Source organism: Geodermatophilus sp. SYSU D00684 (assembly GCF_054050455.1).
Genome location: NZ_JBJGZI010000023.1, coordinates 1 through 25,482, shown reverse-complemented (window position 1 = coordinate 25,482; position 25,482 = coordinate 1). Strand labels below are relative to the sequence as shown.

24 protein-coding genes are annotated in these 25,482 nt (G+C 75.9%); 18 read left to right on the top strand and 6 right to left on the bottom strand.

What is annotated here, in order from left to right; translation table 11 throughout:
• Positions 1 to 35 precede the first annotated feature (35 nt).
• On the top strand, positions 36 to 1,547 hold the full coding sequence (locus ACI79L_RS16990; protein WP_456937901.1) for a potassium/proton antiporter: 1,512 nt from the start codon (positions 36 to 38) through the stop codon (positions 1,545 to 1,547).
• 115 nt (positions 1,548 to 1,662) lie between these two features.
• Complete coding sequence (locus tag ACI79L_RS16985; protein WP_456937900.1) at positions 1,663 to 2,547, top strand: DUF559 domain-containing protein; 885 nt, start codon at positions 1,663 to 1,665, stop codon at positions 2,545 to 2,547.
• A gap of 56 nt (positions 2,548 to 2,603) precedes the next feature.
• Here ACI79L_RS16985 and mqo read toward each other — a convergent pair whose 3' ends face one another.
• Entirely contained in the window at positions 2,604 to 4,061 is a 1,458-nt protein-coding gene (gene mqo, locus ACI79L_RS16980; RefSeq protein WP_456937952.1) for a malate dehydrogenase (quinone), read from the bottom strand.
• Positions 4,062 to 4,393: 332 nt separating this feature from the next.
• Here mqo and lspA point away from each other — a divergent pair, with 332 nt between their 5' ends.
• The 6 genes from lspA to ACI79L_RS16950 all read left to right on the top strand — a co-directional run bounded on the left by lspA (position 4,394) and on the right by ACI79L_RS16950 (position 11,668).
• Positions 4,394 to 4,975 carry a signal peptidase II gene (gene lspA, locus ACI79L_RS16975; RefSeq protein WP_456937899.1) on the top strand — a complete coding sequence of 194 codons (582 nt, stop codon included), beginning with the start codon at positions 4,394 to 4,396 and terminating at the stop codon, positions 4,973 to 4,975.
• Positions 4,976 to 4,992: 17 nt separating this feature from the next.
• Positions 4,993 to 5,928, top strand: a complete 936-nt coding sequence (locus ACI79L_RS16970) for an RluA family pseudouridine synthase (protein WP_456937898.1) — start codon at positions 4,993 to 4,995, stop codon at positions 5,926 to 5,928.
• 7 nt (positions 5,929 to 5,935) lie between these two features.
• Positions 5,936 to 6,742, top strand: a complete 807-nt coding sequence (locus ACI79L_RS16965) for a CPBP family intramembrane glutamic endopeptidase (RefSeq protein ID WP_456937897.1) — start codon at positions 5,936 to 5,938, stop codon at positions 6,740 to 6,742.
• Complete coding sequence (locus tag ACI79L_RS16960) at positions 6,739 to 7,170, top strand: GNAT family N-acetyltransferase (RefSeq protein WP_456937896.1); 432 nt, start codon at positions 6,739 to 6,741, stop codon at positions 7,168 to 7,170. Before ACI79L_RS16965 ends, ACI79L_RS16960 begins: the two co-directional genes overlap by 4 nt.
• Before the next feature lie 212 nt (positions 7,171 to 7,382).
• Complete coding sequence (dnaE, locus tag ACI79L_RS16955) at positions 7,383 to 10,946, top strand: DNA polymerase III subunit alpha (RefSeq protein WP_456937895.1); 3,564 nt, start codon at positions 7,383 to 7,385, stop codon at positions 10,944 to 10,946.
• A 50-nt stretch (positions 10,947 to 10,996) separates the two neighbouring features.
• On the top strand, positions 10,997 to 11,668 hold the full coding sequence (locus ACI79L_RS16950; RefSeq protein WP_456937894.1) for a hypothetical protein: 672 nt from the start codon (positions 10,997 to 10,999) through the stop codon (positions 11,666 to 11,668).
• Here the strand turns inward: ACI79L_RS16950 and ACI79L_RS16945 are convergent.
• Positions 11,661 to 12,497, bottom strand: coding sequence for an LON peptidase substrate-binding domain-containing protein (locus tag ACI79L_RS16945; RefSeq protein WP_456937893.1), 837 nt, complete (start codon positions 12,495 to 12,497; stop codon positions 11,661 to 11,663). The genes ACI79L_RS16950 and ACI79L_RS16945 overlap by 8 nt on opposite strands.
• 106 nt (positions 12,498 to 12,603) lie before the next feature.
• Between ACI79L_RS16945 and hisD the strand changes: the two genes are divergently transcribed.
• The 5 genes from hisD (at position 12,604) to hisH (ending at position 16,895) form a co-directional block, all read left to right on the top strand.
• A complete protein-coding gene (gene hisD, locus ACI79L_RS16940; protein WP_456937892.1) occupies positions 12,604 to 13,908 on the top strand; it encodes a histidinol dehydrogenase in 1,305 nt (434 codons plus the stop codon).
• Complete coding sequence (locus tag ACI79L_RS16935) at positions 13,905 to 15,023, top strand: histidinol-phosphate transaminase (protein ID WP_456937891.1); 1,119 nt, start codon at positions 13,905 to 13,907, stop codon at positions 15,021 to 15,023. The genes hisD and ACI79L_RS16935 overlap by 4 nt, the downstream gene beginning before the upstream one ends.
• A gap of 5 nt (positions 15,024 to 15,028) precedes the next feature.
• Entirely contained in the window at positions 15,029 to 15,625 is a 597-nt protein-coding gene (gene hisB, locus ACI79L_RS16930) for an imidazoleglycerol-phosphate dehydratase HisB (protein ID WP_456926677.1), read from the top strand.
• Between the two features lie 3 nt (positions 15,626 to 15,628).
• Positions 15,629 to 15,805: a hypothetical protein gene (locus ACI79L_RS16925; RefSeq protein ID WP_456926678.1), complete on the top strand. Its 177-nt coding sequence runs from the start codon at positions 15,629 to 15,631 to the stop codon at positions 15,803 to 15,805.
• Positions 15,806 to 16,259: 454 nt separating this feature from the next.
• Positions 16,260 to 16,895, top strand: coding sequence for an imidazole glycerol phosphate synthase subunit HisH (gene hisH / locus ACI79L_RS16920; protein ID WP_456937890.1), 636 nt, complete (start codon positions 16,260 to 16,262; stop codon positions 16,893 to 16,895).
• 85 nt (positions 16,896 to 16,980) lie between these two features.
• Here the strand turns inward: hisH and ACI79L_RS16915 are convergent, their stop codons facing one another.
• Positions 16,981 to 18,021, bottom strand: coding sequence for a molybdopterin-dependent oxidoreductase (locus ACI79L_RS16915; protein WP_456937889.1), 1,041 nt, complete (start codon positions 18,019 to 18,021; stop codon positions 16,981 to 16,983).
• Between the two features lie 65 nt (positions 18,022 to 18,086).
• On the opposite strand from ACI79L_RS16915, the gene ACI79L_RS16910 reads away from it, so the two are divergent.
• Entirely contained in the window at positions 18,087 to 20,402 is a 2,316-nt protein-coding gene (locus ACI79L_RS16910) for a M20/M25/M40 family metallo-hydrolase (RefSeq protein WP_456937888.1), read from the top strand.
• Between the two features lie 33 nt (positions 20,403 to 20,435).
• Here the strand turns inward: ACI79L_RS16910 and ACI79L_RS16905 are convergent, their stop codons facing one another.
• Positions 20,436 to 21,416 (bottom strand): helix-turn-helix transcriptional regulator, encoded by a 981-nt coding sequence (locus ACI79L_RS16905; RefSeq protein ID WP_456937887.1) that lies wholly within the window; start codon positions 21,414 to 21,416, stop codon positions 20,436 to 20,438.
• Between the two features lie 106 nt (positions 21,417 to 21,522).
• On the opposite strand from ACI79L_RS16905, the gene ACI79L_RS16900 reads away from it, so the two are divergent.
• A complete protein-coding gene (locus tag ACI79L_RS16900) occupies positions 21,523 to 21,924 on the top strand; it encodes a VOC family protein (protein WP_456937886.1) in 402 nt (133 codons plus the stop codon).
• Between the two features lie 6 nt (positions 21,925 to 21,930).
• Here the strand turns inward: ACI79L_RS16900 and ACI79L_RS16895 are convergent, their stop codons facing one another.
• Positions 21,931 to 22,686: an SDR family NAD(P)-dependent oxidoreductase gene (locus ACI79L_RS16895; RefSeq protein WP_456937885.1), complete on the bottom strand. Its 756-nt coding sequence runs from the start codon at positions 22,684 to 22,686 to the stop codon at positions 21,931 to 21,933.
• 10 nt (positions 22,687 to 22,696) lie between these two features.
• Entirely contained in the window at positions 22,697 to 23,323 is a 627-nt protein-coding gene (locus ACI79L_RS16890) for a nitroreductase family protein (protein ID WP_456937884.1), read from the bottom strand.
• A 58-nt stretch (positions 23,324 to 23,381) separates the two neighbouring features.
• Here ACI79L_RS16890 and priA point away from each other — a divergent pair, with 58 nt between their 5' ends.
• The 3 genes from priA to hisF all read left to right on the top strand — a co-directional run bounded on the left by priA (position 23,382) and on the right by hisF (position 25,373).
• A complete protein-coding gene (gene priA, locus ACI79L_RS16885) occupies positions 23,382 to 24,116 on the top strand; it encodes a bifunctional 1-(5-phosphoribosyl)-5-((5-phosphoribosylamino)methylideneamino)imidazole-4-carboxamide isomerase/phosphoribosylanthranilate isomerase PriA (protein WP_456937883.1) in 735 nt (244 codons plus the stop codon).
• A complete protein-coding gene (locus ACI79L_RS16880; RefSeq protein ID WP_456937882.1) occupies positions 24,113 to 24,505 on the top strand; it encodes a RidA family protein in 393 nt (130 codons plus the stop codon). Before priA ends, ACI79L_RS16880 begins: the two co-directional genes overlap by 4 nt.
• A 73-nt stretch (positions 24,506 to 24,578) precedes the next feature.
• Positions 24,579 to 25,373 carry an imidazole glycerol phosphate synthase subunit HisF gene (gene hisF / locus ACI79L_RS16875; protein WP_456937881.1) on the top strand — a complete coding sequence of 265 codons (795 nt, stop codon included), beginning with the start codon at positions 24,579 to 24,581 and terminating at the stop codon, positions 25,371 to 25,373.
• The last annotated feature ends 109 nt before the right edge of the window (positions 25,374 to 25,482 follow it).

Below are 25,482 nucleotides of genomic sequence, written 5' to 3'. Positions count from 1 at the left end.
TCGTACGGGAGACTGGCCGCCATGGGTGGCGGGCGGTGAACACCACGGTCACCCTCGCCCTCGCCGTCGGGGCGCTGGTCGTGCTGGTGGCCGCCGTCGCCCTGCGACTCGCCGACCGCCTCGGCCTGCCCAGCCTGCTGCTCTACCTGGCCCTCGGCGTGGCGCTGGGCGAGAGCGGTCTCGGGGTCCAGTTCGAGGACTACCGGCTCACGCACACGCTGGCGTACGCCGCACTCCTCGTCATCCTCGCCGAGGGAGGCCTGACGACGCGGTGGGCCGACGTCCGTCGGGCGGTCGGACCCGGGGTCTCGCTGTCCACCGTCGGTGTGGCGGTCAGCGTGGGCCTGACCGCGGCCATCGGGGTCCTGGTCCTGGGCTTCGACTGGGGCTTCGCCCTCCTGCTGGCCGCGGTCATCAGCTCGACCGACGCCGCCGCCGTCTTCGCGACCCTGCGGCGGCTGCCCCTCCCGCGCCGGATGGCCGCCTCCCTCGAGGCCGAGAGCGGCCTCAACGACGCCCCGGTCATCCTGCTCGTGACCGTGCTGGCCGAGTCGCTCGCGGGGGCGGCGACGCAACCGTGGTGGCTGGTCGGCCTGGTGGTGGTCGTCGAGCTCATCGGAGGCGCCGTCATCGGGATCGGGATCGGCTTCGGGGGTGCGGCGCTGCTGCGCCGGGTGGCGCTCTCCGTGGCCGGGTTCTACCCACTGGCGACACTGGCGCTCTGCGTGCTCGCGTACTCGTCGGCGTCACTGGCGCACACCTCCGGCTTCGTCGCGGTCTACCTGTGCGGTCTGGTGCTGGGCAACGCCACGCTGCCGCACCGGTCGGCGAGCATCGGGTTCGCCGAGGGCATGGCCTCCCTCGCCCAGATCGGCCTGTTCGTGCTGCTCGGTCTCCTCGTCTCCCCGGGCCGGCTGCCGGAGGCCGTGGGACCGGCGCTCGTCGTGGGCGGCGCGCTGCTGCTGCTCGCCCGGCCCCTGTCGGTGGTGGCCAGCCTGGTGTGGTTCCGCTTCCCGTGGGCGCAGCAGGCGTTCATCTCCTGGGCCGGCCTGCGCGGAGCGGTGCCGATCGTGGCGGCGATCATCCCGCTGACCGCGGAGGTCCCGAGGGCGACGACCGTCTTCGACACGGTCTTCGTGCTGGTCGTCGTCTTCACCCTCGTGCAGGGGTGGTCGCTGCCGTGGGTGGCGCGGCGCCTGCGGATCGCCACCCCGGTCACCCCCCGTGACGTGCAGGTCGAGGCGGCACCGCTGGAGGAGCTGGACGCCGAGATGATGCAGCTGACCGTGCCCGAGGGCTCGCGGCTGCACGGCGTCTACCTGCCCGAGCTGCGGCTGCCCGAGGACGCCGCGGTGGTGCTCATCGTCCGCGACGGCCGCTCGTTCGTGCCGGACGCGACCACCCGGCTCATGCGTGGTGACCAGGCGCTGCTGGTGTCGGCCCGCCGCTCCCGCCCGGAGGCCGAGCGCCGGCTGCGGGCGGTCAGCCGCGCCGGCCGGCTGGCCACCTGGCGCGGCGAGCAGGGCGCGGCGACCGAGTCCGACTAGCCCCCGTGTGCACTTCCGCGGAGTTGCCCGGTGCACTTCCGCGGATGTGCCCGCCTGGGACCTCGCTCCTGTGGACAACCGGAGACCGGCGGTGATCGACCAGCACGATCGCTCCGTGCTGTTGCGACCGACCACCCCGGAGGGCGTCTTCGTCGGCTCGCTCGCCGTCGCCGACGGGCGTCTGACCCGGAGACAGTTGGCGGAGGGGCCCTACGTCCGCGTCCTGCACGGCGTCTACGCCGACGCTTCCGTGCCACGCGACCACCTGCTGCGCTGCCGCGCCGCGGCACTGCTCATGCCGCCGGACGCGGCGCTGGGCGGCCGGTCGGCCGCAGCGCTGCTCGGTGCACCAGCGCCGGGCTGGCGGGACCCGGTGACGGTCGTGCTGGCGGAGCCGCACAAGTGGCGCGGCCCGGACGGCGTCCGTGTGCACCGGACCGACCTGGAGCCGGTCGACGTCCGGGACGACGGCTACGGACTCCGCTGGACAGCGCCGTTGCGCACCGTGTGGGACGTCGCGGTCCTCGAGACGACGGGGACGGCGGTGGGGGTGCTGGACGCGATGCTGCGTGCACGCCTGGTCGACCCCCGCGCGGTGCAGGACCTCCTCCGCAGACGGACGGGGCGGCGGGGATCCCAGCGGTTCCGCCAGGTGCTCGAGCTGGCCGATCCGCGCAGCGAGTCACCGCCGGAGTCGTCGGTCCGCGTCGCCTGCGTCCTGGCCGGTCTCCCGGCACCCGTACCGCAGTACGACGTCGTGGAGGCCGGCGGCTGGCTGGCGCGGGTGGACCTCGCGTGGCCGGAGCAGAAGGTGGTCGTCGAGTACGAGGGCGAACACCACTTCGACGGCTTGCAGATCGTGCGGGACGACGCCCGGCTGGCGCGGCTCGCCGCCGCGGGCTGGCTGGTCATCCGGCTGTCGGCGTCCGACCTGCGTGCGCTGGACGACGCCGTCGCCCGGGTGCGAGCGGCCCTGGGCGCGCGCTCGGGTGCCCGGTGACGTGCACTTCCGCGGATGTGCACGGTGCACATCCGCGGAAGTGCCCCGAGGGCGGCTCAGCCGTTGAGCTCGAGGGTCTGCATCGTCTCCGCGCGGACGGCCTGCAGCAGGGCCGGGTCGGAGGACAGGTCGCGGCCGTAGGAGGGGATCGCCTCCTCGAGCGCGGCGCGGCGCGCGGCCACCCGGTCGGGGAACGCCCGCTCGACGAGCGAGAGCATCGCCGAGACCGCCGTCGAGGCGCCGGGGGAGGCGCCCAGCAGGCCCGCGATCGAGCCGTCGCCGCCGACGATGAGCTCGGTGCCGAACTGCAGCACGCCCTTGCCGCTCCTGGGGTCCCGCTTGATGACCTGCACCCGCTGGCCGGCGGTGATCATGTCCCAGTCGGCCTGCTCGGCCAGGGGCACGAACTCGGTGAGCGTGCGGTGGCGCGCCTTGCGCGACTGCAGCAGCTCGGTGACCAGGTACTTGGTCAGCGCCATCTCGGTGCGCGCCACGCCCAGCATCGAGCCGAGGTTGTTCGGCTTCACCGACAGCGGCAGGTCGAACATCGAGCCGGCCTTGAGGAACTTCGGGGACCAGCCGGCGTACGGGCCGAACAGCAGCGAGAACTCGCCGTCGACCAGGCGCAGGTCCAGGTGCGGCACCGACATCGGCGGCGCGCCGACGGCGGCCTGCCCGTAGACCTTGGCCTGGTGCCGGCTGACCAGCTCGGGGGAGCGGGTGCGCAGGAACATGCCGCTGACCGGGAAGCCGCCGAACCCGCGGATCTCGGGGATCGCGGCCTCCTGCAGCAGCGGCAGCGCGCCGCCGCCCGCGCCGACGAAGACGAACCGGGCGCGCACCGTGCGCTCCTCGTCGGTCCGCTTGTCCGTGACGGTGACCTTCCAGCGGCCGTCGTCGCGCTTCTCCAGGCCGGTGACCCGCTGGGCGGTGTGCACCTGCACGCCGCGGGCCTCGCCCTGCTCGAGCAGCAGCCGGGTCAGCGCGCCGAAGTTGACGTCGGTGCCGGCGGCCGAGCGGGTCGCGGCGACGACCTGCGCGGGGTCGCGGCCGTCCATGACCAGCGGCACCCACTGCGCCAGCTCGGCCGGGTCGTCGGTGTACTCCAGCCCCGCGAACAGCGGCTCGGCCGACAGCGCCGCGTGGCGGTTGCGCATGTAGGTGCGGCCGCCCTCCCCGGTCACGAAGCTGACGTGCGGGACGGGGGAGATGAACTCCTTGGGCGACCCGGTCAGGCCGCTGCGCACCAGGTGCGACCAGAACTGGCGGGACACCTGGAACTGCTCGTTGATGAGGCGGGCCTTGGCGGTGTCCACCCGGCCGTCGGGCCCCGCGGGCGTGTAGTTCAGCTCGCACAGCGCCGCGTGCCCGGTGCCGGCGTTGTTCCACGCGTCCGAGCTCTCGCCCGCCACCGCGTCCGCGGACTCGAAGACGGTGATGCTCCACTCCGGCGCGATGACACCGAGCAGCGACGCCAGGGTCGCGCTCATGATGCCCCCGCCGACGAGCACCACATCGGGGTCGGTGGCTGAACCGAGGTCGGTGGACACGACTGCCTTCCTGCCGGGTGGACGTGCGCCATCTCCGACGATCGGCCGAACGGCGCGCTGGGACGCCCTCGACGGGGTGTGAGATTCGTCTACCCCGCGGTGAGGTGCCTCACCATCGCGGCGGGGGTGTGGCCGCGCGGCGGGCCGGGAGGCACAGCCGCCGAGGCTATCGTCGGCTCGTCGGCCGCCTCCCGCGGCCACCCGCCGACCGCCGCGAGCACGAGGAGCCCCCGCTGAGCGAGCGACCCGAGGACCCCGCGGAGGCTCCCGCCGCGGCCGCTCCGGACGACGCCGCCGTGGACGACGCCGCCGTGCCCGACGCCGTGGACGACGCCGCCCCGGCGCCGGCCCGGCGGCCGCGCACGCGGCTGCTGCTCCTGCTCGCCGCGGTGGTCTTCCTCGCCGACCTCGCCAGCAAGCTGCTCGTCGTCGCGACGATCGACCGCGGCGAGAACCTCCGGCTGCTCGGCGGGGCGCTGTACCTCACGCACGCGCGCAACACCGGCGCCGCCTTCTCCTTCGCCGAGGGCTTCACCGTCGTCTTCACGCTGATCGCGGTCGCCGTCGCGGTGGTGATCGTCCGGACGGCGCGGCGGCTGTACTCGACCGGCTGGGCGGTCGCGCTGGGCCTGGTCCTCGGCGGGGCCCTGGGCAACCTGGTCGACCGCGTGTTCCGCGAGCCGGGGTTCCTGCGCGGCGGCGTCGTCGACTTCCTGTCGGTGTTCGCGCCCAACGGGGAGGTCTACCCGATCTTCAACCTGGCCGACTCCGCGATCGTCTGCGGCGGGCTGTTCGGGGCCTACCTCGCGCTGCGCGGCGTCGAGTTCGACGGCACCCGGACCCGCGACCGCGGCGACGGCGCGGTGTCGCGCGGCTGACCTGTCACGATGGACCGGTGAGCGCTCCCGGCCAGCACCGCGCCCTCCCGGTGCCCGACGGCCTGGAGGGCCAGCGGGTGGACCAGGCGCTGGCGCGGCTGTTCGGGCTGTCCCGCGCGGTCGCCGCCGACCTCGCCGACGCCGACAAGGTGTGGGTCGACGGCCGCGTGCGCGGCAAGGGCGACCGGCTCACCGGCGGCAGCTGGCTGGAGGTCGAGCTGCCCCCGCCGCCGGGCGAGGCGCCCCCGCCCGAGCCGGTGCCCGGCCTGACCGTCGTCCACGACGACGACGACGTGGTGGTCGTCGACAAGCCGGTCGGCGTCGCGGCGCACCCGAGCCCCGGCTGGGAGGGCCCGACGGTCGTCGGCGGGCTGGCCGCGGCCGGCTACCGCATCTCCACCTCCGGCGCCCCGGAGCGGCAGGGCGTGGTGCACCGCCTGGACGCCGCGACGACGGGGCTGATGGTGGTCGCCAAGAGCGAGCGCGCCTACACGCTGCTCAAGGCGGCGTTCAAGGAGCGGACGGTCGACAAGGGCTACCACGCGCTGGTGCAGGGCCACCCCGACCCGTCGCGCGGCACCATCGACGCGCCCATCGACCGGCACCCGCGGCACGACTGGAAGTTCGCCGTCGTCTCCGGCGGGCGCCCGTCGGTCACCCACTACGAGGTGATCGAGGCCTTCCCCGCGGCCAGCCTGGTCGACATCCACCTCGAGACCGGCCGCACCCACCAGATCCGGGTGCACTTCTCCGCGCTGCGCCACCCCTGCGTCGGCGACACGACCTACGGCGCCGACCCCACGCTGGCCGCCCGGCTCGGGATGGCCCGGCAGTGGCTGCACGCGGTGCGGCTGGGCTTCGCGCACCCCGCCGACGGGCACCGGGTGGAGTTCACCAGCGACTACCCGGACGACCTCGCGGGGGCGCTGGCCGTCCTGCGCGCCGAGTCCTGACCCTCCCGTGACCGGCCTCCCCGCCACCCTCGCCGACTGGGGCCCCGCCGCGCTGTCGGCCGTGGTCGTCGGGGTCTACCTGGTCGTCGGCGAGCCGCTGGTCGGGCACGTGCTGCACCGCCGCTTCGAGGGCCGGCTGCGCACCGACCCGGCCGCCCGGCGCTCCTTCTACCGGCGGCTGCTGGTCCTGGAGTGGGGGCTGGCGACCCTCGCCCTGGTCATCTGGCTGGCCGCGCCGGACGTCGGCGCCGCCGCGGTCGGGCTGGCCTGGCCGACCGGCCTGCCCGGGCCGGTCACCGGCGCCGCCGCGCTGGGGGTGCTGGTGCTGGCGCTGGTCTCGGTCCGGGCGCTGCGCGGTGGGGCGCTGGCGCGGGCGACCGCGGCGCCGCAGCCCGGCGAGGGGCGGCACGCCGAGCCGCCGGTGCACGCCACGCTGGCGCTGCTGCCGCGCAGCCGGTCCGAGCGGCGGCTGTTCACCGTCGTCGGGGTGACCGCGGGGGTGTGCGAGGAGTGGCTGTACCGCGGGTTCTTCCTCGCGGTGGTCGCCGCGGTGGGCGGCGGGCTGCCGCAGGGGGTGCTGGTCGCCGTCGCGGCCGTGGCCTTCGGGCTGGCGCACGCCTACCAGGGGGTGGGCGGGGTCGTGCTCACCGGCGTGCTCGGCGGGGTGTTCGCGGCGCTGTACCTGGAGACCGGGTCGCTGCTGCTGCCGGTGCTGCTGCACGCCGCGGTCGACCTGCGGTTCCTGCTCGTGCCGTCGTCGGCGCTGCCCGAGGCGCTGCCGGCGCCGCGTGCTCCCGGCGGGGCGCCCGCGTGAGCGCCGCGACGGCCGCCGTCGCCACCGCCGCCGACTGGCCGGAGGTGGTCGCGGTGCGCACCCGGGTCTTCGTCGAGGAGCAGGGCGTGCCGCCGGAGATCGAGCAGGACGCCGCCGACGCCACCGCCGTCCACGCGGTCGGTCGTGACGGCAGCGGCCGGGTGGTGGCCACCGGGCGGCTGCTCGAGCGCGACGGGCGGGGCGTGATCGGCCGCATGGCCGTCGACGCCGCCGCCCGCGGCGCCGGGCACGGCGCGGCGGTGCTGGCCGAGCTGCACCGGCAGGCGGCGCTGCGCGGCCTGGCCGAGGTGGAGCTGCACGCGCAGGTCACCGCCCGCGGCTTCTACGAGCGGGCCGGCTACACCGCCGTCGGGGAGGAGTACGAGGAGGCGGGCATCCGGCACGTCACCATGCGCCGCCGACTGTGACGGGGTCGTCCCGCCGCGCCGAGACACGTCCTGTCAGACCCTCGGCGTAGAACGTCCCCGGTGCGAGGATCAGGGGACCGGCCCGGGCCTGCGTCGGTGCCCGGCCGGACCAGTCCCGAGCCCGCACCGCACCGCCCGGTCTTCCCCGCCGGTCGCCCGCCGGAGCACCCGACGGCCGGGCCAGCACGACCCGTGAGGAGCGCCGCAGCACCGTGAGCAGCCCGTCGACCGACTCGTTCGCGCACCTGCACGTCCACACCGAGTACTCGATGCTCGACGGGGCGGCCAAGCTGCCCGAGGTGACGAAGGCCGCGGCCGAGCAGGGCATGCCGGCGCTGGCGATGACCGACCACGGCAACGTCTTCGGCGCCTACGACTTCTACAAGCAGGCCAAGGCCGCCGGCGTGAAGCCGATCATCGGCATGGAGGGCTACTACACGCCCGGCTCGCGGTTCGACCGGGCGCCGTTCGACTTCGGCGACAACCTGATCGACGAGGACGGCGAGGGCGGGTCCTCCCGCGGCAAGGCCGCCTACACGCACATGACCCTGCTGGCGCGCACCACCGAGGGGATGCACAACCTCTTCCGCATCTCCTCGCTGGCGAGCCTCGAGGGCCAGTACCGCAAGCCGCGCTTCGACCGCGACCTGCTCGAGCGCTACGGCACGGGCCTGATCGCGACGACGGGCTGCCCGTCCGGCGAGGTCAACATGTGGCTGCGCGCGGGCAAGCTCGACCGGGCCCGGCAGGCGGCGGCCGACTTCCAGGACATCTTCGGCAAGGAGAACTTCTACGCCGAGCTGATGGACCACGGGCTGTCCATCGAGCAGAAGACCCGCCCGCAGCTGCTGGAGATCGCCAAGGAGCTCGGCATCCCGCTGCTGGCCACCAACGACCTCCACTACACGCACAAGGAGGACGCCGAGGCCCACGACGCCCTGCTGTGCATCCAGACCGGGTCGCGGCTCAACGAGACCAACCGCTTCAAGTTCAACGGCGACGGCTACTACCTGAAGAGCGCCGCCGAGATGCGCGCGCTGTTCCCCGGTGACCTGGCCTCGGCGTGCGACAACACGCTGGTCATCGCCGAGCAGTGCGAGGTGTCCTTCACCGAGGGCGCCGACCTCATGCCGCGGTTCCCCCTGCCGCCGGGGGAGGACGAGACCTCCTGGTTCGTCAAGGAGGTCGAGCGTGGCCTGCACAAGCGGTACCCGAACGGCATCCCCGACCACGTCCGCAAGCAGGCGGACTACGAGGTCGGGATCATCACGCAGATGGGCTTCCCGGGGTACTTCCTCGTGGTCGCCGACTTCATCAACTGGGCCAAGGACAACGGCATCCGCGTCGGCCCCGGCCGCGGCTCGGCCGCGGGTTCGCTGGCCGCCTACGCGATGGGCATCACCGACCTCGACCCGCTGCAGCACGGGCTGATCTTCGAGCGGTTCCTCAACCCCGAGCGCGTCTCGATGCCCGACGTCGACATCGACTTCGACGACCGCCGCCGCGGCGAGGTCATCCAGTACGTCTCGCGGAAGTACGGCGAGGAGCGGGTCAGCCAGATCGTCACCTACGGCACCATCAAGGCCAAGGCCGCGATCAAGGACGCCGCCCGGGTGCTCGACCGCCCCTACTCGGTGGGCGACGAGCTGACCAAGCTCATGCCCCCGGACGTGATGGGCAAGGGCATCCCGCTGGCGGGGGTCTTCGACCCGGCGCACCCCCGCTACAAGGAGGCCGCGGAGTTCCGCGCCCGCTACGAGTCCGACCCGGGCGCGGCCGAGGTGGTCGACCAGGCGCGCAAGCTCGAGGGCCTGAAGCGGCAGTGGGGCGTGCACGCGGCCGGCGTCATCATCGGCCGCCACCCGCTGATCGACTCGATCCCGATCATGCGCCGCGAGAACGACGGCGCGATCATCACGCAGTTCGACTACCCGACCTGCGAGACGCTCGGCCTGCTGAAGATGGACTTCCTGGGCCTGCGCAACCTCACGGTCATCGACGACGCGCTGCGCAACATCGTCGCGAACGGCAAGGAGCCGATCGACCTCGACGAGATCAGCAAGGACCTCACCGACAAGGCCACCTACGACCTGCTGGCCCGCGGTGACACCCTCGGCGTCTTCCAGTTCGACGGCGGGCCGATGCGCTCGCTGCTGCGGCTCATGCGGCCGGACAACTTCGAGGACATCTCCGCGGTCGGCGCGCTCTACCGGCCGGGCCCGATGGGCGCGAACTCGCACACCAACTACGCGCTGCGCAAGAACGGCCAGCAGGAGATCACGCCGATCCACCCCGAGCTGGCCGAGCCGCTCGAGGACATCCTGGGGGGCACGTACGGCCTGATCGTGTACCAGGAGCAGGTCATGGCGATCGCGCAGAAGGTCGCCGGGTACTCGCTCGGCAAGGCCGACCTGCTGCGCCGCGCGATGGGCAAGAAGAAGAAGTCCGTCCTCGACGCCGAGTTCGTCGGCTTCGAGGCCGGCATGAAGGAGCGCGGCTACTCCGACGCCGCGATCAAGACGCTGTGGGACATCCTCGTCCCGTTCGCCGACTACGCGTTCAACAAGGCGCACTCGGCGGCCTACGGCCTGGTCTCGTACTGGACGGCCTACCTCAAGGCCAACTACCCGGCCGAGTACATGGCCGGGCTGCTCACCAGCGTCGGCGACGACAAGGACCGCCGGCCGGTCTACCTGGCCGAGTGCCGCCGGATGGGCATCAAGGTGCTCCCGCCGGACGTCAACGAGTCCTCCTGGGACTTCACCGCGGTCGGCACCGACATCCGCTTCGGCCTGGCGTCGGTGCGCAACGTGGGCACCAACGTCGTCGACTCGATCGTCCGGGCGCGCGAGGAGAAGGGCGCGTTCAAGGACTTCGCCGACTTCATGCGCAAGATCGACACGGTCGCCTGCAACAAGAAGGTCATCGAGTCCCTCGCCAAGGCCGGCGCCTTCGACTCCCTCGGCCACTCGCGGCAGGGCATCGCCGCCATCCACGCCCAGGCCGTCGACGCCGCCATGTCGCTCAAGCGCAAGGAGGCCGAGGGCCAGTTCGACCTGTTCGGCAGCTTCGGCGGCGACGGGGGCGGCGACGACCCGTTCGGCGGTGCGCTGGACATCGCCGTCCCGACGGCGGACTGGTCGAAGTCCGAGCGGCTGGTCTTCGAGCGCGACATGCTCGGTCTCTACGTCTCCGACCACCCGCTGCACGGCGTCGAGCACGTGCTCGCCGCGAACGCCGACACCCCGATCGCGGAGATCAACGCCGGCGGGGTCGAGGACGGCGCCAACGTCACGATCGCCGGCATCCTCACCTCGGTGCAGCCCCGCACCAACAAGCAGGGCGCGCCGTGGGCGATCGCGACGCTGGAGGACCTCGAGTCCGGCATCGAGGTGCTGTTCTTCCCCAAGACGTGGGCGGAGGTCTCGGAGAAGGTCGTCCGCGACCAGATCGTCGTGGTCAAGGGCCGGATCAGCCGCCGCGACGACCAGCCCTCGCTGTTCGGCTCCGAGGTGACCATCCCCGAGCTCACCGAGGGCCCCCGCGGCCCGGTGCTGGTGTCGATGGCCGCGGCCCGTTGCACGCCGCCGGTGGTCGAGCGGCTGCGCGAGGTGCTGGGCAGCCACCCGGGCACCACCGAGGTGCACCTCAAGCTGCTCAACAACGGGCGCGAGACGGTGCTGCGGCTGGACCAGGGGCTGCGGGTGCGGCCGAGCACGGCGCTGATGGGCGACATCAAGGCACTGCTGGGGCCCACCAGCGTCGCCCTGCTGTGACCGGCGCACCCGGGAGCGGGCCGTCCGCTCCGCGGGGTTCACTGGGGGCCGTGAGCAGCCCGTCTCCGCTCCCCGACAGCCCGTACGCCCCGCCCGCCGCGGTGGTCGGCGCCGCGGGCCCCGCCCCGGACGCCCCGCCCGCGGCCGTGCCCGCCGCCGTGCCGCCCGCCCGGCGGGCCCGGGCCGCGGTGCTGGCGGAGCTGCGGCGGGACCTGCGGGGGGCGGCGCTGTGGGCCGCGCTCGTCGCGCTCGCGGGGATGCCGGCCGGGCTGCTGTGGGTCTGGCTGGCGCCGCGGGCCCGGTTCGAGGTGGTCGAGGGCGGCGCGGTGCCGGTCGGGCGCCCGTCGGCGGAGCTGCTGGTCGCCGACGACTCGGTGCTGGTGCTCGTCCTCGCCGGCCTCGGCCTGCTCGCCGGCGGGACCGCCTGGGCGATGCGCCGCCGGCGGGGCGTGGCCACCGTGGTGGGCACCGCGGTCGGCACCGCGCTGGCCGGGGTCCTCGCCTGGCAGCTGGGGGAGCTGCTGGCGCCCGGGCCCACGCCGGCCCAGCTCGGCGACGTCGGCACCCGGGTGACCACCGGGCTGGAGCTGTCCAGCCCGCCGGCGCTGGCGGTGGCCCCGTTCGCCGCGCTGCTGGTCTACGTCGTCGCGGCGCTGTTCGCCGCCCGCGACGACCTCGGCCGGGACACGGAGCGGCTCGCCGGGGGCTCGCCGCTCAGTTGAGGCTGGTCGGGCCCGCGAACTGCTGCAGCGGCGCCGGGACCGCGCCCACCGTCGTGAGCAGGGTGAGCTCGCGGCGCAGCATCCGCGTCTCGGCCACCAGCCGGCGGCGGGTCGCCGACTCGGCCAGCAGCGCCTGCCGGTCCTCGGTGGTCAGCAGCGCCGCCGAGGCCACCAGGTAGGACAGCGCGCGGGCGTCGCCGTCGACGACGTCGAGCAGCGCGTCGACGCCGTCGAGCTCCTGCGCGTCGCCGGCCACGGCGGTCTCCGCGCTCCCGGTCTGCAGACCCGCCACGGCGGTCACGTAGCGGGTGAACAGCGAGCCCACCCCGCGCTCCAGCACGCCGAGCGACCCGCGGGCCACCTCGGCCACCAGCCCCTCGTCCGGGCCGCCGCCGGCCGGGGCGGAGCCCACCTCCTGGTCGCCGGCCGCCTCCTCGGCGGCCTCCTCCTCGGCCAGCCACTCGACCTCGGCCCGCAGGTAGGGCGGGCCGTCCCCGTCCTCGCCGTCCCCGCCGACCAGGACGTCGAGCAGCCGGAACCGGTCGCCGCCGACGGTGGTGACGCGGAACCCGCCGTCGGGCTGCGGCCGCACGGTCTGCAGGTGCGCGGTGCAGCCGACGTCGTAGAGCGCCTGGGCGGGGGAGACGCGCTCGACCTCCCACCCCTGCCGGATCGCGACCACCCCGAAGAACCGGCCGTCGCCGTCCTCCGGCTGCGCGAGCAGGTCCCGGACCAGCGCCCGGTAGCGGGGCTCGAAGACCTGCAGCGGCAGCACGATCCCGGGGAACAGCGGCGACCCGAGCGGGAACAGCGGGATGAGGTCGCCCACACCGGCGAGCCTACGGGCGCCGTGCGCCCCCGGCGCCGTGACGGCGGGCGACCGCGCCCCGACTAGGCTGGGGAGTCGTCCCTCGCCTGGTTCCGGAGGCCTCCCCGTGCTCGCCCGCATCGACCTGCGTGGATCCGCGCTGCCGGGGGTCCGTGACCTGGCCGGCCTGCTGCCGCGCGCCGCCACCGACATCGACTCCGTCCTGGCCACCGTCCGGCCGCTGTGCGAGGACGTCCGCGTCCGCGGCGCCCAGGCGGTCCGCGAGATCACCGCCCGCCTCGACGGCGTCGACCTCGAGGACTTCGCCGTCCCGGTGGAGGCGGTCCGGGCCGCGCTCGACGGGCTGGCCCCCGACGTGCGGGCCGCGCTCGAGGAGGCCATCGCCCGGGTGCGGCGGGTGCACGCCGACCAGGCCCGCACCGACGTCACCACCCAGGTGGTCCCCGGCGGCACGGTCACCGAGCGCTGGGTGCCGGTGCGCCGCGTCGGCCTCTACGTCCCCGGCGGGCTGGCGCCGCTGCTGTCCAGCGTGGTGATGAACGTCGTCCCGGCGCAGATCGCCGGCGTCCCGTCGATCGCCGTCGCCTCCCCGCCGCAGCGCGACCACGGCGGCCTGCCCGACCCCGGCGTCCTGGCCGCGTGCGCGCTGCTCGGCGTCACCGAGGTCTACGCCGTCGGCGGCGCGCAGGCGATCGCGGTGTTCGGCTACGGCGCGGGCTCGTGCGAGCCGGTGGACGTGGTCACCGGCCCCGGCAACGTCTACGTGACCGCCGCCAAGCGGCTGCTGCGCGGGCTGATCGGCATCGACTCCGAGGCCGGGCCCACCGAGGTCGCGATCCTCGCGGACGACACCGCCGACCCGGTGCACGTCGCCGCCGACCTGATCAGCCAGGCCGAGCACGACCCGCTGGCCGGCGCGGTGCTGGTCACCACGAGCGAGGAGCTGGCCGATGCCGTCCTCGGCCTCGTCCCCGGCCAGGTCGCGGCCACCAAGCACTCCGACCGCATCCTCACCGCGCTCGACGGCAGCCAGTCGGGGATCGTGCTGGTCGACGACCTCGACGCCGGCCTCGCGGTGGTCGACGCCTACGCCGCCGAGCACCTGGAGATCCAGACCCGGGACGCGCGCGAGGTGGCGCTGCGGGTGCGCAACGCCGGCGCGGTGTTCGTCGGCGCCTGGTCGCCGGTGTCGCTGGGCGACTACATCGCCGGCTCCAACCACGTGCTGCCCACCGGCGGTTGCGCCCGGCACTCCAGCGGCCTGTCGGTGCAGTCGTTCCTGCGCGGCATCCACGTCGTCGAGTACGACGAGCAGGCGCTGGCCGAGGTGGCCGGGCACGTCGACGCCCTCGCCCACGCCGAGGACCTGCCCGCGCACGCGGCCGCGGTCCGGGTGCGGCAGAAGCCGTGACGACCACGCCGAGGACATCGCTCGACGATCTCCCGCTGCGGCCGGAGCTGCGCGGCCGCACGCCCTACGGCGCCCCGCAGCTGCAGGTCACCCACCGGCTCAACACCAACGAGAACCCGCACCCGCTGCCGGCGGAGCTGCTGGCCACGCTCGGCGAGGCGCTCGGGCACGCGGCGGTCGAGCTGAACCGCTACCCCGACCGGGACGCCGTCGCGCTGCGGGCCGACCTCGCCGCCTACCTCGGCCGCGGCGGGGAGCGGATCGAGCCCGCGCAGGTGTGGGCGGCCAACGGCTCCAACGAGGTGCTGCAGCAGCTGCTGCAGGCCTTCGGCGGCGCCGGGCGGACGGCGCTGGGCTTCACCCCGTCCTACTCGATGCACCCGATCATCTCCGCCGGCACCGGGACGGCGTGGGTCGACGGGCACCGCCGCGAGGACTTCACCATCGACGCCGCGCAGGCCGCCGCGCAGGTGCGGGAGGTCCGGCCCGACGTCGTCTTCGTGACCAGCCCGAACAACCCGACCGGCACCGCGGTGGCGCTGGAGACGATCACCGAGCTGTACGACGCCACCGACGGCGTGCTCGTCGTCGACGAGGCCTACGAGGAGTTCGCCCGCGCCGGCACGCCGTCGGCGCTGACCCTGCTGCCCGGCCGTCCGCGGCTGGTGGTCAGCCGCACGATGAGCAAGGCGTTCGGCATGGCCGGCCTGCGGCTGGGCTACCTCGCCGCCGACCCCGCCGTCGTCGACGCGCTGCAGCTGGTCCGGCTGCCCTACCACCTGTCCTCGCTGACCCAGGCCGCCGCGCGGGCCGCGCTGGCGCACACCGACGCGCTGCTGGCCACCGTCGACGCGGTCAAGGCCCAGCGCGACCGGATCGTCGCCACGCTGCCGTCGCTGGGCCTGACCAGTGTGCCCAGCGACGCGAACTTCGTCCTGTTCGGCCGGTTCGCCGACGCGCACGCCGCCTGGCAGGCGCTGCTGGACCGCGACGTCCTCGTCCGCGACGTCGGCATCCCCGGCTGGCTGCGGGTCACCGCCGGCACCCCGGCGGAGACCGGCGCCTTCCTCACCGCGCTGGGTGAGGTGGCCCCCGACCACCGCCTGGGAGACTGAGACCCATGAGCCGTACCGCCCGCGTGGAGCGCGCCACCAGCGAGACCAAGCTGGTCGTCGAGCTGGACCTCGACGGCACCGGGAAGAGCTCGATCAGCACCGGCGTCGGCTTCTACGACCACATGCTCACGGCGCTGTCCAAGCACAGCGGCATCGACCTCACCGTGCAGGCCGACGGCGACCTGCACATCGACGCGCACCACACCGTCGAGGACGTCGCCATCGCCCTCGGCCAGGCGTTCGGCGAGGCGCTCGGGGACAAGAAGGGCATCACCCGCTACGGCGACGCCACGATCCCCATGGACGAGGTGCTCGTGCAGGCCGCCGTCGACCTGTCCGGCCGGCCGTACTTCGTGCACGCCGAGCCCGAGACGATGACGCCGATGATCGGGCCGGACTACCCGACCTCGCTGACCAAGCACGTGCTCGAGTCCTTCGCCTTCAACGCCCGGATCACCCTGCACGTGCGGGTGCTCTACGCCGGCCGCGACGCCCACCACATCGTCGAGGGCCAGTTCAAGGCGCTCGCCCGGGCGCTGCGGGCCGCCGTCGCGATCGACCCGCGGGTCGCCGACGTCCCCTCCACCAAGGGCGCGCTGTAACGGATGGAGTTCGGCGTCGTCCTCGTCGTCCTCGGCGGGTTCCTGCTGGGCGGGGCGTGGAGCATGTGGAAGGCGGACCACGACACGAAGGGCCGCACCGGCCCGCAGGTCGTGATCGCGGTCGTGCTGCTGGTGGCGGCGCTGCTGGCCACCGCATCGGGGATCCTGAGGCTGGTCTGACGCCCGAGGACGCCGGGGAGCCGCCGGCGGCGCGGGCGTGCGCGAGCGCGGCGGCGGCCGTCGTCGCGGCGACGACCGGCATCTGGGCCCGCGGCCGCAGGCGCACCCAGGTGCCCGCGAGGGCGTACGCCACCGCGGCGGGCGGGCCGGTGCGGCGCAGCAGCGGGTCGCGGCGGCGGGAGGGGCGGGCGGTCTCGGCGGCGTAGGCGAGCGAGCCCGCGTAGACCGGGAACCAGACGCCGAACGCCCAGTCGGCCGGCAGCACCCGGCTGTCGCTCTCCGCGCCGTCGCCGTGGTCGCCGGTGGCCCCGCTGACCATGCCGCCGAGCACGCCGGCGACCACGGCGGCCTGCCGCAGGACGTCCCTGTCCACGCCCGGGCAACGACCGGCGCCCACCCGCGGTGCCGGGGAATCCCGGCGGGCCCGCCTGCGCTGCCACGTACCGTGGCAGACGTGAAGAAGGTGGTCGTCCTCGACTACGGGTCGGGCAACCTGCGCTCGGCCGAGCGGGCCCTGACCCGCGTCGGCGCCGACGTGACCGTGACCGCCGACCGCGACGCCGCCCTCGAGGCCGACGGGCTCGTCGTGCCGGGCGTGGGCGCGTTCGCCCACTGCATGCAGGAGCTGCGCGGCGTCGACGGGCCGCGCACCATCGGCCGGCGGCTGGCCGGCGGCCGGCCGGTGCTGGGCATCTGCGTCGGCATGCAGGTGCTCTTCGAGCGCGGGGTCGAGCACGGCCACGACGCCGAGGGCTGCGGCGAGTGGCCCGGCACGGTGGAGCAGCTGGAGGCGCCCGTCCTGCCGCACATGGGCTGGAACCGGGTCGAGGTCCCCGAGGGCAGCGTGCTGTTCGACGGCCTGGCCGACGAGCGCTTCTACTTCGTGCACTCCTACGGCGTCCGCGAGTTTCCCCTCGGCCATGACGGCCCGCCGTCGCGGCTGGCGCCGCCGAAGGTCACCTGGGCCGAGCACGGCGACCGGTTCGTCGCCGGTGTGGAGAACGGCGCGCTGTCGGCGACGCAGTTCCACCCGGAGAAGAGCGGCGACGCCGGCGCCCAGCTGCTCACCAACTGGCTGGCCACGCTCTGAGGGTCGGCCCCGGCAGGGTCCGCTCCGTCGGCCCCCTGCAGGGTCCCGCCGCGAGCGTGCGAGCGGTGGGGGGCAGGGGGTCCTTCTACTGGAGCGGGACCGGCGGCTGCAGCCACCACGGCGCGTCGACCACCTCCACCCGGCGGACCCACTTCACCCACCAGTAGCCGCGCCGGCCCGGCGCGACCAGCCGCACCGGCGCCCCGTGCCCGGCCGACAGCGGCCGGCCCGCGCAGTGCGTGGCCAGCAGCAGCGCACCCGCGTCGGCCAGCGGCAGCCGCCGCCGGTAGCCGGTGACGCTGACGACGTCGACGCTGCCGCCGTCGGGCAGGTCGAGGCCGGCCAGCAGCCGGTCCAGCCGCACGCCGCGCCACTGCTGGACCGCGTACCAGCCGCCGGTGCAGTCGAGGACCGCGGTCACCGTGTCGCCGCGGTCCAGGCCGGCCGCGCGCAGCCGGGTCGTGCGGCCGCCCGCGACCAGCTCGACGGTCCCGCCGGCGTCGTCCGGGACGGCGTCGGTGAACCACTGGGTGACCGGCATGGCCGCGGGGTCACCGCTGCCGCGCTCGTGCGAGCCGGTCCCGCGCCGCCGCGCGCCCGGCGCCCCGGTGAGCCGCAGGCCGCCCTCGACCGCGCCCCACAGCGCGGCCGCGGCGACGGCCAGGCCGCCGGCCCGCAGCAGCGCGCGGCGGGAGGCGTCGCTGCGCCGCGGCCGCTGCCGGCTGCCCACGGCGTGCACCGCCAGCAGCACCGCGGTGCCGACCGCCGTCGCGACGTGCACCTGCAGCAGCGCCACCCCGCCGACGGCCAGGCCCGGCCCGGCGACGGTGTGCAGCACACCGGTCGCGACGGTCAGCCCGGCGAGGACCGCGAGGCCCCACGCCGCGGTGGGGTCGCGGCGGCCGCGGGTGCGCGCCCGCGAGCGGCGGACGACGACGGCCTTCCACGGCACGAGCAGCAGCAGGCCCAGCCCCGCCGCCCCGTGCGCGGCGGCCACGAGCCGGGAGGGCAGCGGCGTCCCGACGCCGAACGCGAGCACCCCGGTCCCGCCGGCCACCAGCAGGAGCACCAGCAGCCCGAGGTTGGTCCGGCGCCCGGCACGGGCGGGGAGCGCACCGCGCAGCATCCCCGGAGTGTCCTCCGCGCGCGCCTAGGGTGACCCGGTCCCGCATCCGGTCGAGGAGGACCCGCTTGCCCGCGTCGCGCACCCCCGCCCCGGCACCCGAGCGCCGCGGAGGGCCGGCCGGCCCGATCGTCACGCTGGTCCTGCTGGCCGGGCTGACGGTCTGGAGCGTGCTGGCGCTGCGCCCGCCGGCCCCCGCGCCCGCCGACGCCCCGGCGGCGTCGTTCAGCGCCGGGCGGGCCTTCGCGCACGTGCAGGACATCGCCGCGCAGGTGCACGTCGCGGGCAGCCCGGCGCACGAGCGCGTCGTCGACGGGCTGGTCGCCACGCTCACCGGCCTGGGCCTGGACACCCGGGTGCAGAACGCCGTCGGCACCTGGCAGGCCGGCCCCGGGGCCGCGGAGATGGCGCGGGTGCGCAACGTCGTCGCCGTGCTGCCCGGCACCGACAGCACCGGCCGGCTGTTCCTCATGGCGCACTCGGACTCGGTGGAGACCGGCCCCGGCGCCAGCGACGACGCCGCCGGCGTGGCCGCGATCCTCGAGACGGTGCGCGCCCTCGGCGACGGCGAGCCGCTGCGCAACGACGTCGTCGTGGTGATCACCGACGCCGAGGAGGCCTGCCTGTGCGGCGCCGAGGCGTTCGCCGACAGCCACCCGCTGGCGGGCGAGGGCGGGGTGGTGCTCAACCTCGAGGCCCGCGGCACCACCGGCCCGCCGATCATGTTCGAGACGTCGCTGGGCAACGCCGGGCTGGCCGCGCGGTACGCCGCCGCGGTGCCGCACCCGGTGGCCAGCAGCTTCGCCGTCGAGGTGTACCGGACGCTGCCCAACGACACCGACTTCAGCGTCCTGCTCGGCGACGGCGACTTCACCGGCCTGAACACCGCGTTCATCGACGGCAACGCCGCCTACCACACCCCGCAGGACACCCCCGCCCGGCTGGACCAGCGCACGCTGCAGGCGCTGGGCGACAACACCCTCGCCCTCACCCGGGAGCTCGGCGACGCCGACCTGACCGACCTGGCCCGCCCCGGCGACGGCGACGCCACCTACTTCCCGCTGCCCACCGGGCTCGCGCGGTACCCGGGCGCGCTGGTGTGGCCGCTGGCGGGGGCGGCGGTGCTCGGCGTCGCCGTCCTGGCGCTGGTGGACCGGCGGCGCGGCTCGTCGCTGCCGCGGACGCTGCTCGGCACGGCCGCCGCGCTGCTGCCGCTCGTGCTCGCGCCGCTGGCCGCCGTCGGGCTGTGGCGGCTGCTGGTGCTCGTCCGGCCCGGCTACGCCTCGATGATCGACCCGTGGCAGCCGGGCTGGTTCCGGCTGGCGGCGGTCGCACTGGTCGCGGCGGTGGTGCTGGCCTGGTACGCGCTGCTGCGCCGCCGCCTGGGTGCCGCGGCGCTGCGCACCGGGGCGCTGGCGCTGCTCGCCGTCCTCGCGGTGCTGCTCGCGGCGCTGGCGCCCGGCGGCTCGTACCTGGCCGCGCTGCCGGCGCTGGCCGGCGCGCTCGCCGGGCTGCTGCCGCGGCGGGCACAGCTCGCCGGCGCGCTGGTCGCCGGGGCGGTCGCGGTCGTGGTCCTCGCGCCGACCGTGGCGCTGTTCTTCCCGGCGCTCGGCCTGGCCGGCGGGGCCGCGCCCGCGGCGGTGGCCACGGTGCTCGCCCTGGTGCTGCTGCCGGTGGTCGAGGGGCTGTTCCCGGCCGGCCGCGCCCGGCTGCGGACGCTCGCCGTGCCCGGGGTCGCCGTCGCGCTAACCGTGCTGCTCACCGCCGTCGGGCTGGCCGTGGACCGCTTCGACCCGCAGCACCCGGTGCCCAGCCAGCTGGTCTACGCGCTGGAGGCCGACACCGGCGAGGCGTGGTGGGCCAGCACCGAGGACGACCCGGGGGAGTACACCGCGCGCTACGTCGGCACCCCGCGGACGCTGCCGCACGACTACCCCTACCTCGCCGGGGAGGCGGTGGCGGCCGGCCCGGCCGAGGTCGCGAACCTGCCGACGTCGCGGGTCGAGGTCCTCGACGACCGCTCCTCCGGCGGGCAGCGGACGGTGACCGTGCGGGTCACGCCGCAGCGCGAGGTCCGGCTGGTGGTGCTGGACCTCACCGCCGACGGCGGGACGGTCGGCGCCGCCCGGGTGGAGGCGCGCGACGTCCCGGGGCAGGCGCTGGGGGAGGACCGGCTCTGGGTCACCTTCCACGCGCCGCCCGCGCAGGGCGTGGAGGCGACGTTCACCGTGGACGGCGACGGGCCGCTGCGGCTGCGGGTGGTCGACGGCAGCGACGGGCTGGGCGGCCTGCCCGGCTTCGAGGAGCGCCCGCCCGGCGTGGACGCGGCCGGCACGCACAGCTCCGACCTGGTGGTCGTGGGGGCGACGACGGACCTCGGCTGACCGGCGCGGGCCGGGTGTCGACCTGCTGCGGTCTCAGGACGGCCGAGGCCGCGGCAGGTCGGCACCCGGCGGGTCCCCGTGGCGGGCCAGCAGCTCGGCGCCGATCGCGGCGAGCTCGGCGCGCACCGCGGCGGGCCCGGCCACCTCCACCGCGGCGCCGAACCCGGCCAGCTGCTCGGCGACCGCGCGCACCGTGTGCGCCGCCACCCGCAGCCGCACCCGCCCGTCGCCGTCCGGGCCGCCCTCGACGGCGCAGTGCCGGCCGAAGCGGTCCCGCAGCACGGGGACCAGGCGCCCGGCCACCAGCACCGTCGCCGTCACGGGGGACCGCCGGTCCTCGACCGCGCCGACCACCTCGTCCCACACGCCGGGCAGGTCGAGGCCGGCCGGCCGCTCGAAGACCTCCCCGGTCACCGTCGGCGACCCCATGCGGTCGACGCGGAAGGTGCGCCGCCCCGCCGCGGTGCCGGCGACCAGGTACCAGGTGCCGTCCTTGTCCACGAGCCCCCACGGCTCGGCCCGCCGCCGGCCGGGGGCGCCGCCGCGCCCCGCGTAGTCGAACTCCACCACCCGCCGGGCGACGACGGCGTCGAGCAGCAGCGCCACCTCCGGCCGCTCGCGGGCGCGCTCGCCCCAGCCGGCCGGGTCGACGAGGACCGCGTCCGCGGCGGCCGCGGCCTCGGCGCGGAAGGTCCCCGGCAGCGCCCGCAGCAGCTTGCGCAGCGCGCCGCGCGCGTCCGGCCCGGCCGCGGTGGCGGGGCCGAGCAGCAGGAACAGCGCCCGCGCCTCGGGCCCGGTCAGGCCGGTGAGGTCGGTGCGCGCCCCGCCGACCAGCCGCCACCCGCCGCCCCGACCGGCCTGCGGGTACACCGGGACGCCCGCCGCCGACAGCGCCTCCAGGTCGCGCCGGGCGGTCGCCACCGACACCTCCAGCTCGGCGGCGGCCTGGGCGGCGGTGACCCGGCCGCGGGCCTGCAGCAGCAGGAGGAGGGCGACCAGCCGGTCCGCGCGCACGCCGCCGAGGATGCCGCGGAAAGCGCTCAGGAGGTGAGCACTTCTGCCCGGAGCATGGGGTCCAGCGGGACGCAGCCGGCGGACCGCCCGACGGAGGGACCCTTCCGTGCTCCGAGGACTGGCCACCGTGACCCTGCTCGCCGACGACGTCCCCGCCGCCGTCCGCTGGTACGCCGGCGTGCTCGGCACCGAGCCCTACTTCACCCGGCCGGTCGAGGGGCCGCCGGCCTACGTCGAGTTCCGCATCGGCGACGACGAGGACGAGCTCGGCGTCATGGACGCCCGCTACGCCACCTGGGCGGCCGGGCGGCCGGCCGGCGTCGTCGTCCACTGGCACGTCGACGACCTGCCCGCCGCGCTGCGGCGCCTCGAGGACGCCGGCGCCACCGTCGTCTCCCCGCCCACCGTGCGCGGCGAGGGCTGGTCGACCGCGGTGGTCGCCGACCCGTTCGGCAACCTGCTCGGGCTCATCACCAGCCCGCACTGGGCCGCCGCCCACGGCGGCTGACCCGGCTCAGCTGCGCAGGTAGGACGCGCCGTTGACGTCGACGATCGTGCCGGTGCTGAACCGCGCCTCGGGCGAGGCCAGCCACAGCACCGCCGAGGCCACCTCCTCCGGGCGGGCGACCCGGCCGAACGGCGACTGCGCGCGGACGGCGTCCCCGCCGGGGCCGTCGAGCACCTCGCGCGCCATCTCGGTCTGCACGAAGCCCGGCGCCACGGCGGTGACCGAGATGCCCAGGGGCGCCAGCGCCAGCGCCATCGACTGCGCGAAGGCGTTCATCCCGGCCTTCGACGCGCCGTAGGCCGGGTTCTGCGGCTCCCCGCGGAAGGCGCCGCGGCTGGACACGTTGACCACCGCGCCGCCGCCGGCGGCCCGCAGGTGCGGCACGGCGCGGAAGGTGGCGTGGGCGGCGCCGAGCAGGTTGACCGCGAGCGTCCGCTCCCACACCTCCTGCCACTCCTCGAAGGAGGCGGTCAGCGGCGGGGAGGCCACGAAGACGCCGGCGTTGTTGACCAGCACGTCCAGCCCGCCCAGCGCCTCTGCGGCGGCGTCGACCATCGCGCCCACGGCCTCGGCGTCGGTCATGTCGGCCTGCACCAGCGCGTGGCCGGACCCGGGCAGCTCGGCGAGCACGGCCTCGGCGCGCTCCTTCGAGCTGCCCCAGTGGACGGCCACCCGGTCGCCGCGCCCGGCGAAGGCGCGGGCGATCGCGCGGCCGATGCCGCGGGAGCCACCGGTGACGAGGACGGCGCGCGAGGAGGTCACGGGCGGGCAGTCAACCAGCCGTGCCCCAGCGGCCGCGGTGGACGACCTCCTCCACGCCCCGCCGGCCCCGCCTCAGCGACGGCGAGCGCCGGTCGTCCGCGCCCGGGTAGCCGACCGACACGACGCCGACCGGCCGGTGGCTGCCGGGGATCCCGAACGCGTCCCGGAAGGCGTCCACCCGCTCGGCCGGGACGCCGAACAGGCAGGCGCCCAGCCCCTCGTCGACGGCGGTCAGCAGCACCATCAGCGCCGCCATCCCGGCGTCGACGTCCCAGTACGGCACCGGCCAGCGGGCCTCGTCGCGGTCGGTCCAGCCCTTGTCCGGCTCGGCGTACCGGTCGAGGTAGGCGTCCTTCGACGACAGCGGGACCACCAGCAGCGGCGCCCGCCGCATCCGGGTCAGCCACGCGTCGGGGCCGGGCGGGTGGGGGACGGCACCGGAGGCGGTCACCGACCAGAACAGGTCCCGGTCCTCCGCCGACTCGAGCACCAGGAACGCCCAGCCCTGGGTGAACCCGGCCGACGGCGCCCGGATGGCGTGCGCGAGCAGCCGCTCGCGCACCTCCGGCGGCACCGGCCGGTCGGGGTCGTAGTCGCGCACCATGCGGCGCCTGCGGACGACGTCGGCGAACTCCACCCCCGCAGCCTGCCGTGGGCGAGCCAGGCCACAGCGGGCCGGTCCCTAGGCTGGGAGCGTGCCGACCCTCCAGCTGCTCCCCGCCGTCGACGTCGCCGACGGCCAGGCCGTCCGTCTCGTGCAGGGGGAGGCCGGCAGCGAGACCTCCTACGGCGACCCCCTCGACGCCGCCCTGCAGTGGCAGCGCGACGGCGCCGAGTGGGTGCACCTGGTCGACCTCGACGCCGCCTTCGGCCGGGGCAGCAACCGCGAGCTGCTGGCCCGGGTGGTCGGCGAGCTCGACGTCGACGTGGAGCTGTCCGGCGGCATCCGCGACGACGAGTCGCTGGCCGCGGCACTCGCCACCGGCTGCCGCCGGGTCAACCTGGGCACCGCGGCCCTGGAGTCGCCCGAGTGGTGCGCCCGCGCGATCGCCGAGCACGGCGACCGGATCGCCGTCGGCCTCGACGTCCGCGGCACCCGGCTGGCCGCCCGCGGCTGGACCCGCGAGGGCGGCGAGCTCTACGAGACCCTCGCCCGCCTCGACGCCGAGGGCTGCGCCCGCTACGTGGTCACCGACATCACCAAGGACGGCACGCTGCGCGGCCCCAACCTCGACCTGCTGCGCGAGGTCTGCGCCGCCACCCCGCGGCCGGTGGTCGCCTCCGGCGGGGTCAGCTCGCTCGACGACATCCGCGCACTGGCCGGGCTGACCGCGGTCGGCGTCGAGGGCGCGATCGTCGGCAAGGCGCTCTACGCCGGCGCGTTCACGCTGTCCGAGGCGCTGGCGGTCACCCGCGAGGCGTCGTCGTGACCGCGCGGCGGATCGGCTCCGGCGGGCCCTGGGAGGACGTCGTCGGCTACAGCCGGGTCGTCGTGCACGGCGACTCCGCCTGGGTGAGCGGCTGCACCGCCACCGTCGACGGCGCGGTCGTCCACCCCGGCGACGCGGGCGCGCAGGCCCGGGTCGCGTTCGGCGTGCTGGTCGCCGCGCTGGAGTCGGCCGGCCTGACCGCCGCCGACGTCGTCCGCACCCGCATGTACGTCACCGACACCTCCCGCTGGGAGGAGGTCGGGCGCGCCCACGGCGAGGTGTTCGGCGCGGTCCGGCCGGCCACCGCGATGATCGGGGTGGCCTCGCTGCTGCACCCCGACATGCTGGTCGAGGTGGAGGCCGACGCGGTCCGGGGGGCGGGGACGTGAGCGAGCTCGCGAGCTCACGCATGAGCAGAGCAGCCGGGCGAACGCCGCCGACGAGCGCCAGCGAGGAGGCGTCGTGAGCCTCGCCGTGCGGGTCATCCCGTGCCTCGACGTCGACGCCGGCCGGGTGGTCAAGGGCGTGAACTTCGTCGACCTGCGCGACGCCGGCGACCCGGTGGAGATGGCCCGGGTCTACGACGCCGAGGGCGCCGACGAGCTCACCTTCCTGGACATCACCGCCAGCTCCGGCGACCGGGAGACCACCTACGACGTGGTCCGGCGCACCGCCGAGAGCGTGTTCATCCCGCTCACCGTCGGCGGCGGCGTGCGCAGCCCCGACGACGTCGACCGGCTGCTGCGCGCGGGCGCGGACAAGGTCGCGGTGAACACCGCCGCGGTCGCCCGGCCCGAGCTGATCAGCGAGATCGCCGACCGCTTCGGCAACCAGGTGCTCGTGCTGTCCCTCGACGCCCGCCGGGTGCGCGACGGCGCGGCCACCGACTCCGGCTTCGAGATCACCACGCACGGCGGGCGCCGCGGCACCGGCCGGGACGCCGTCGAGTGGGTGGTGCAGGCCGCGGAGCTCGGGGTGGGGGAGGTGCTGCTCAACTCGATGGACGCCGACGGCACCCGCGCCGGGTTCGACACCGAGCTGATCCGCGCGGTCCGCCGCGAGGTGAGCGTGCCGGTGATCGCCAGCGGCGGCGCCGGCGCGGTCGAGCACTTCCCGCCCGCGGTCGAGGCCGGCGCCGACGCGGTGCTGGCGGCCAGCGTCTTCCACTTCGGCACGCTGCGGATCGGCGACGTCAAGGCCGCGCTGGCCGGCGCCGGCGTCCCGGTGCGCACCGCCGCGGACACGCCCCTGCGCTGACGGCGGCCGGGGGCCGTGGGGGGCCGCCGCCGCGGGCGGGGGGGGGGGGGGGCGCGGGGCCGGGCGGGGGGGGGGCGGGGGGCCGCGGCCGCCCCCACCAGCCCGCGCC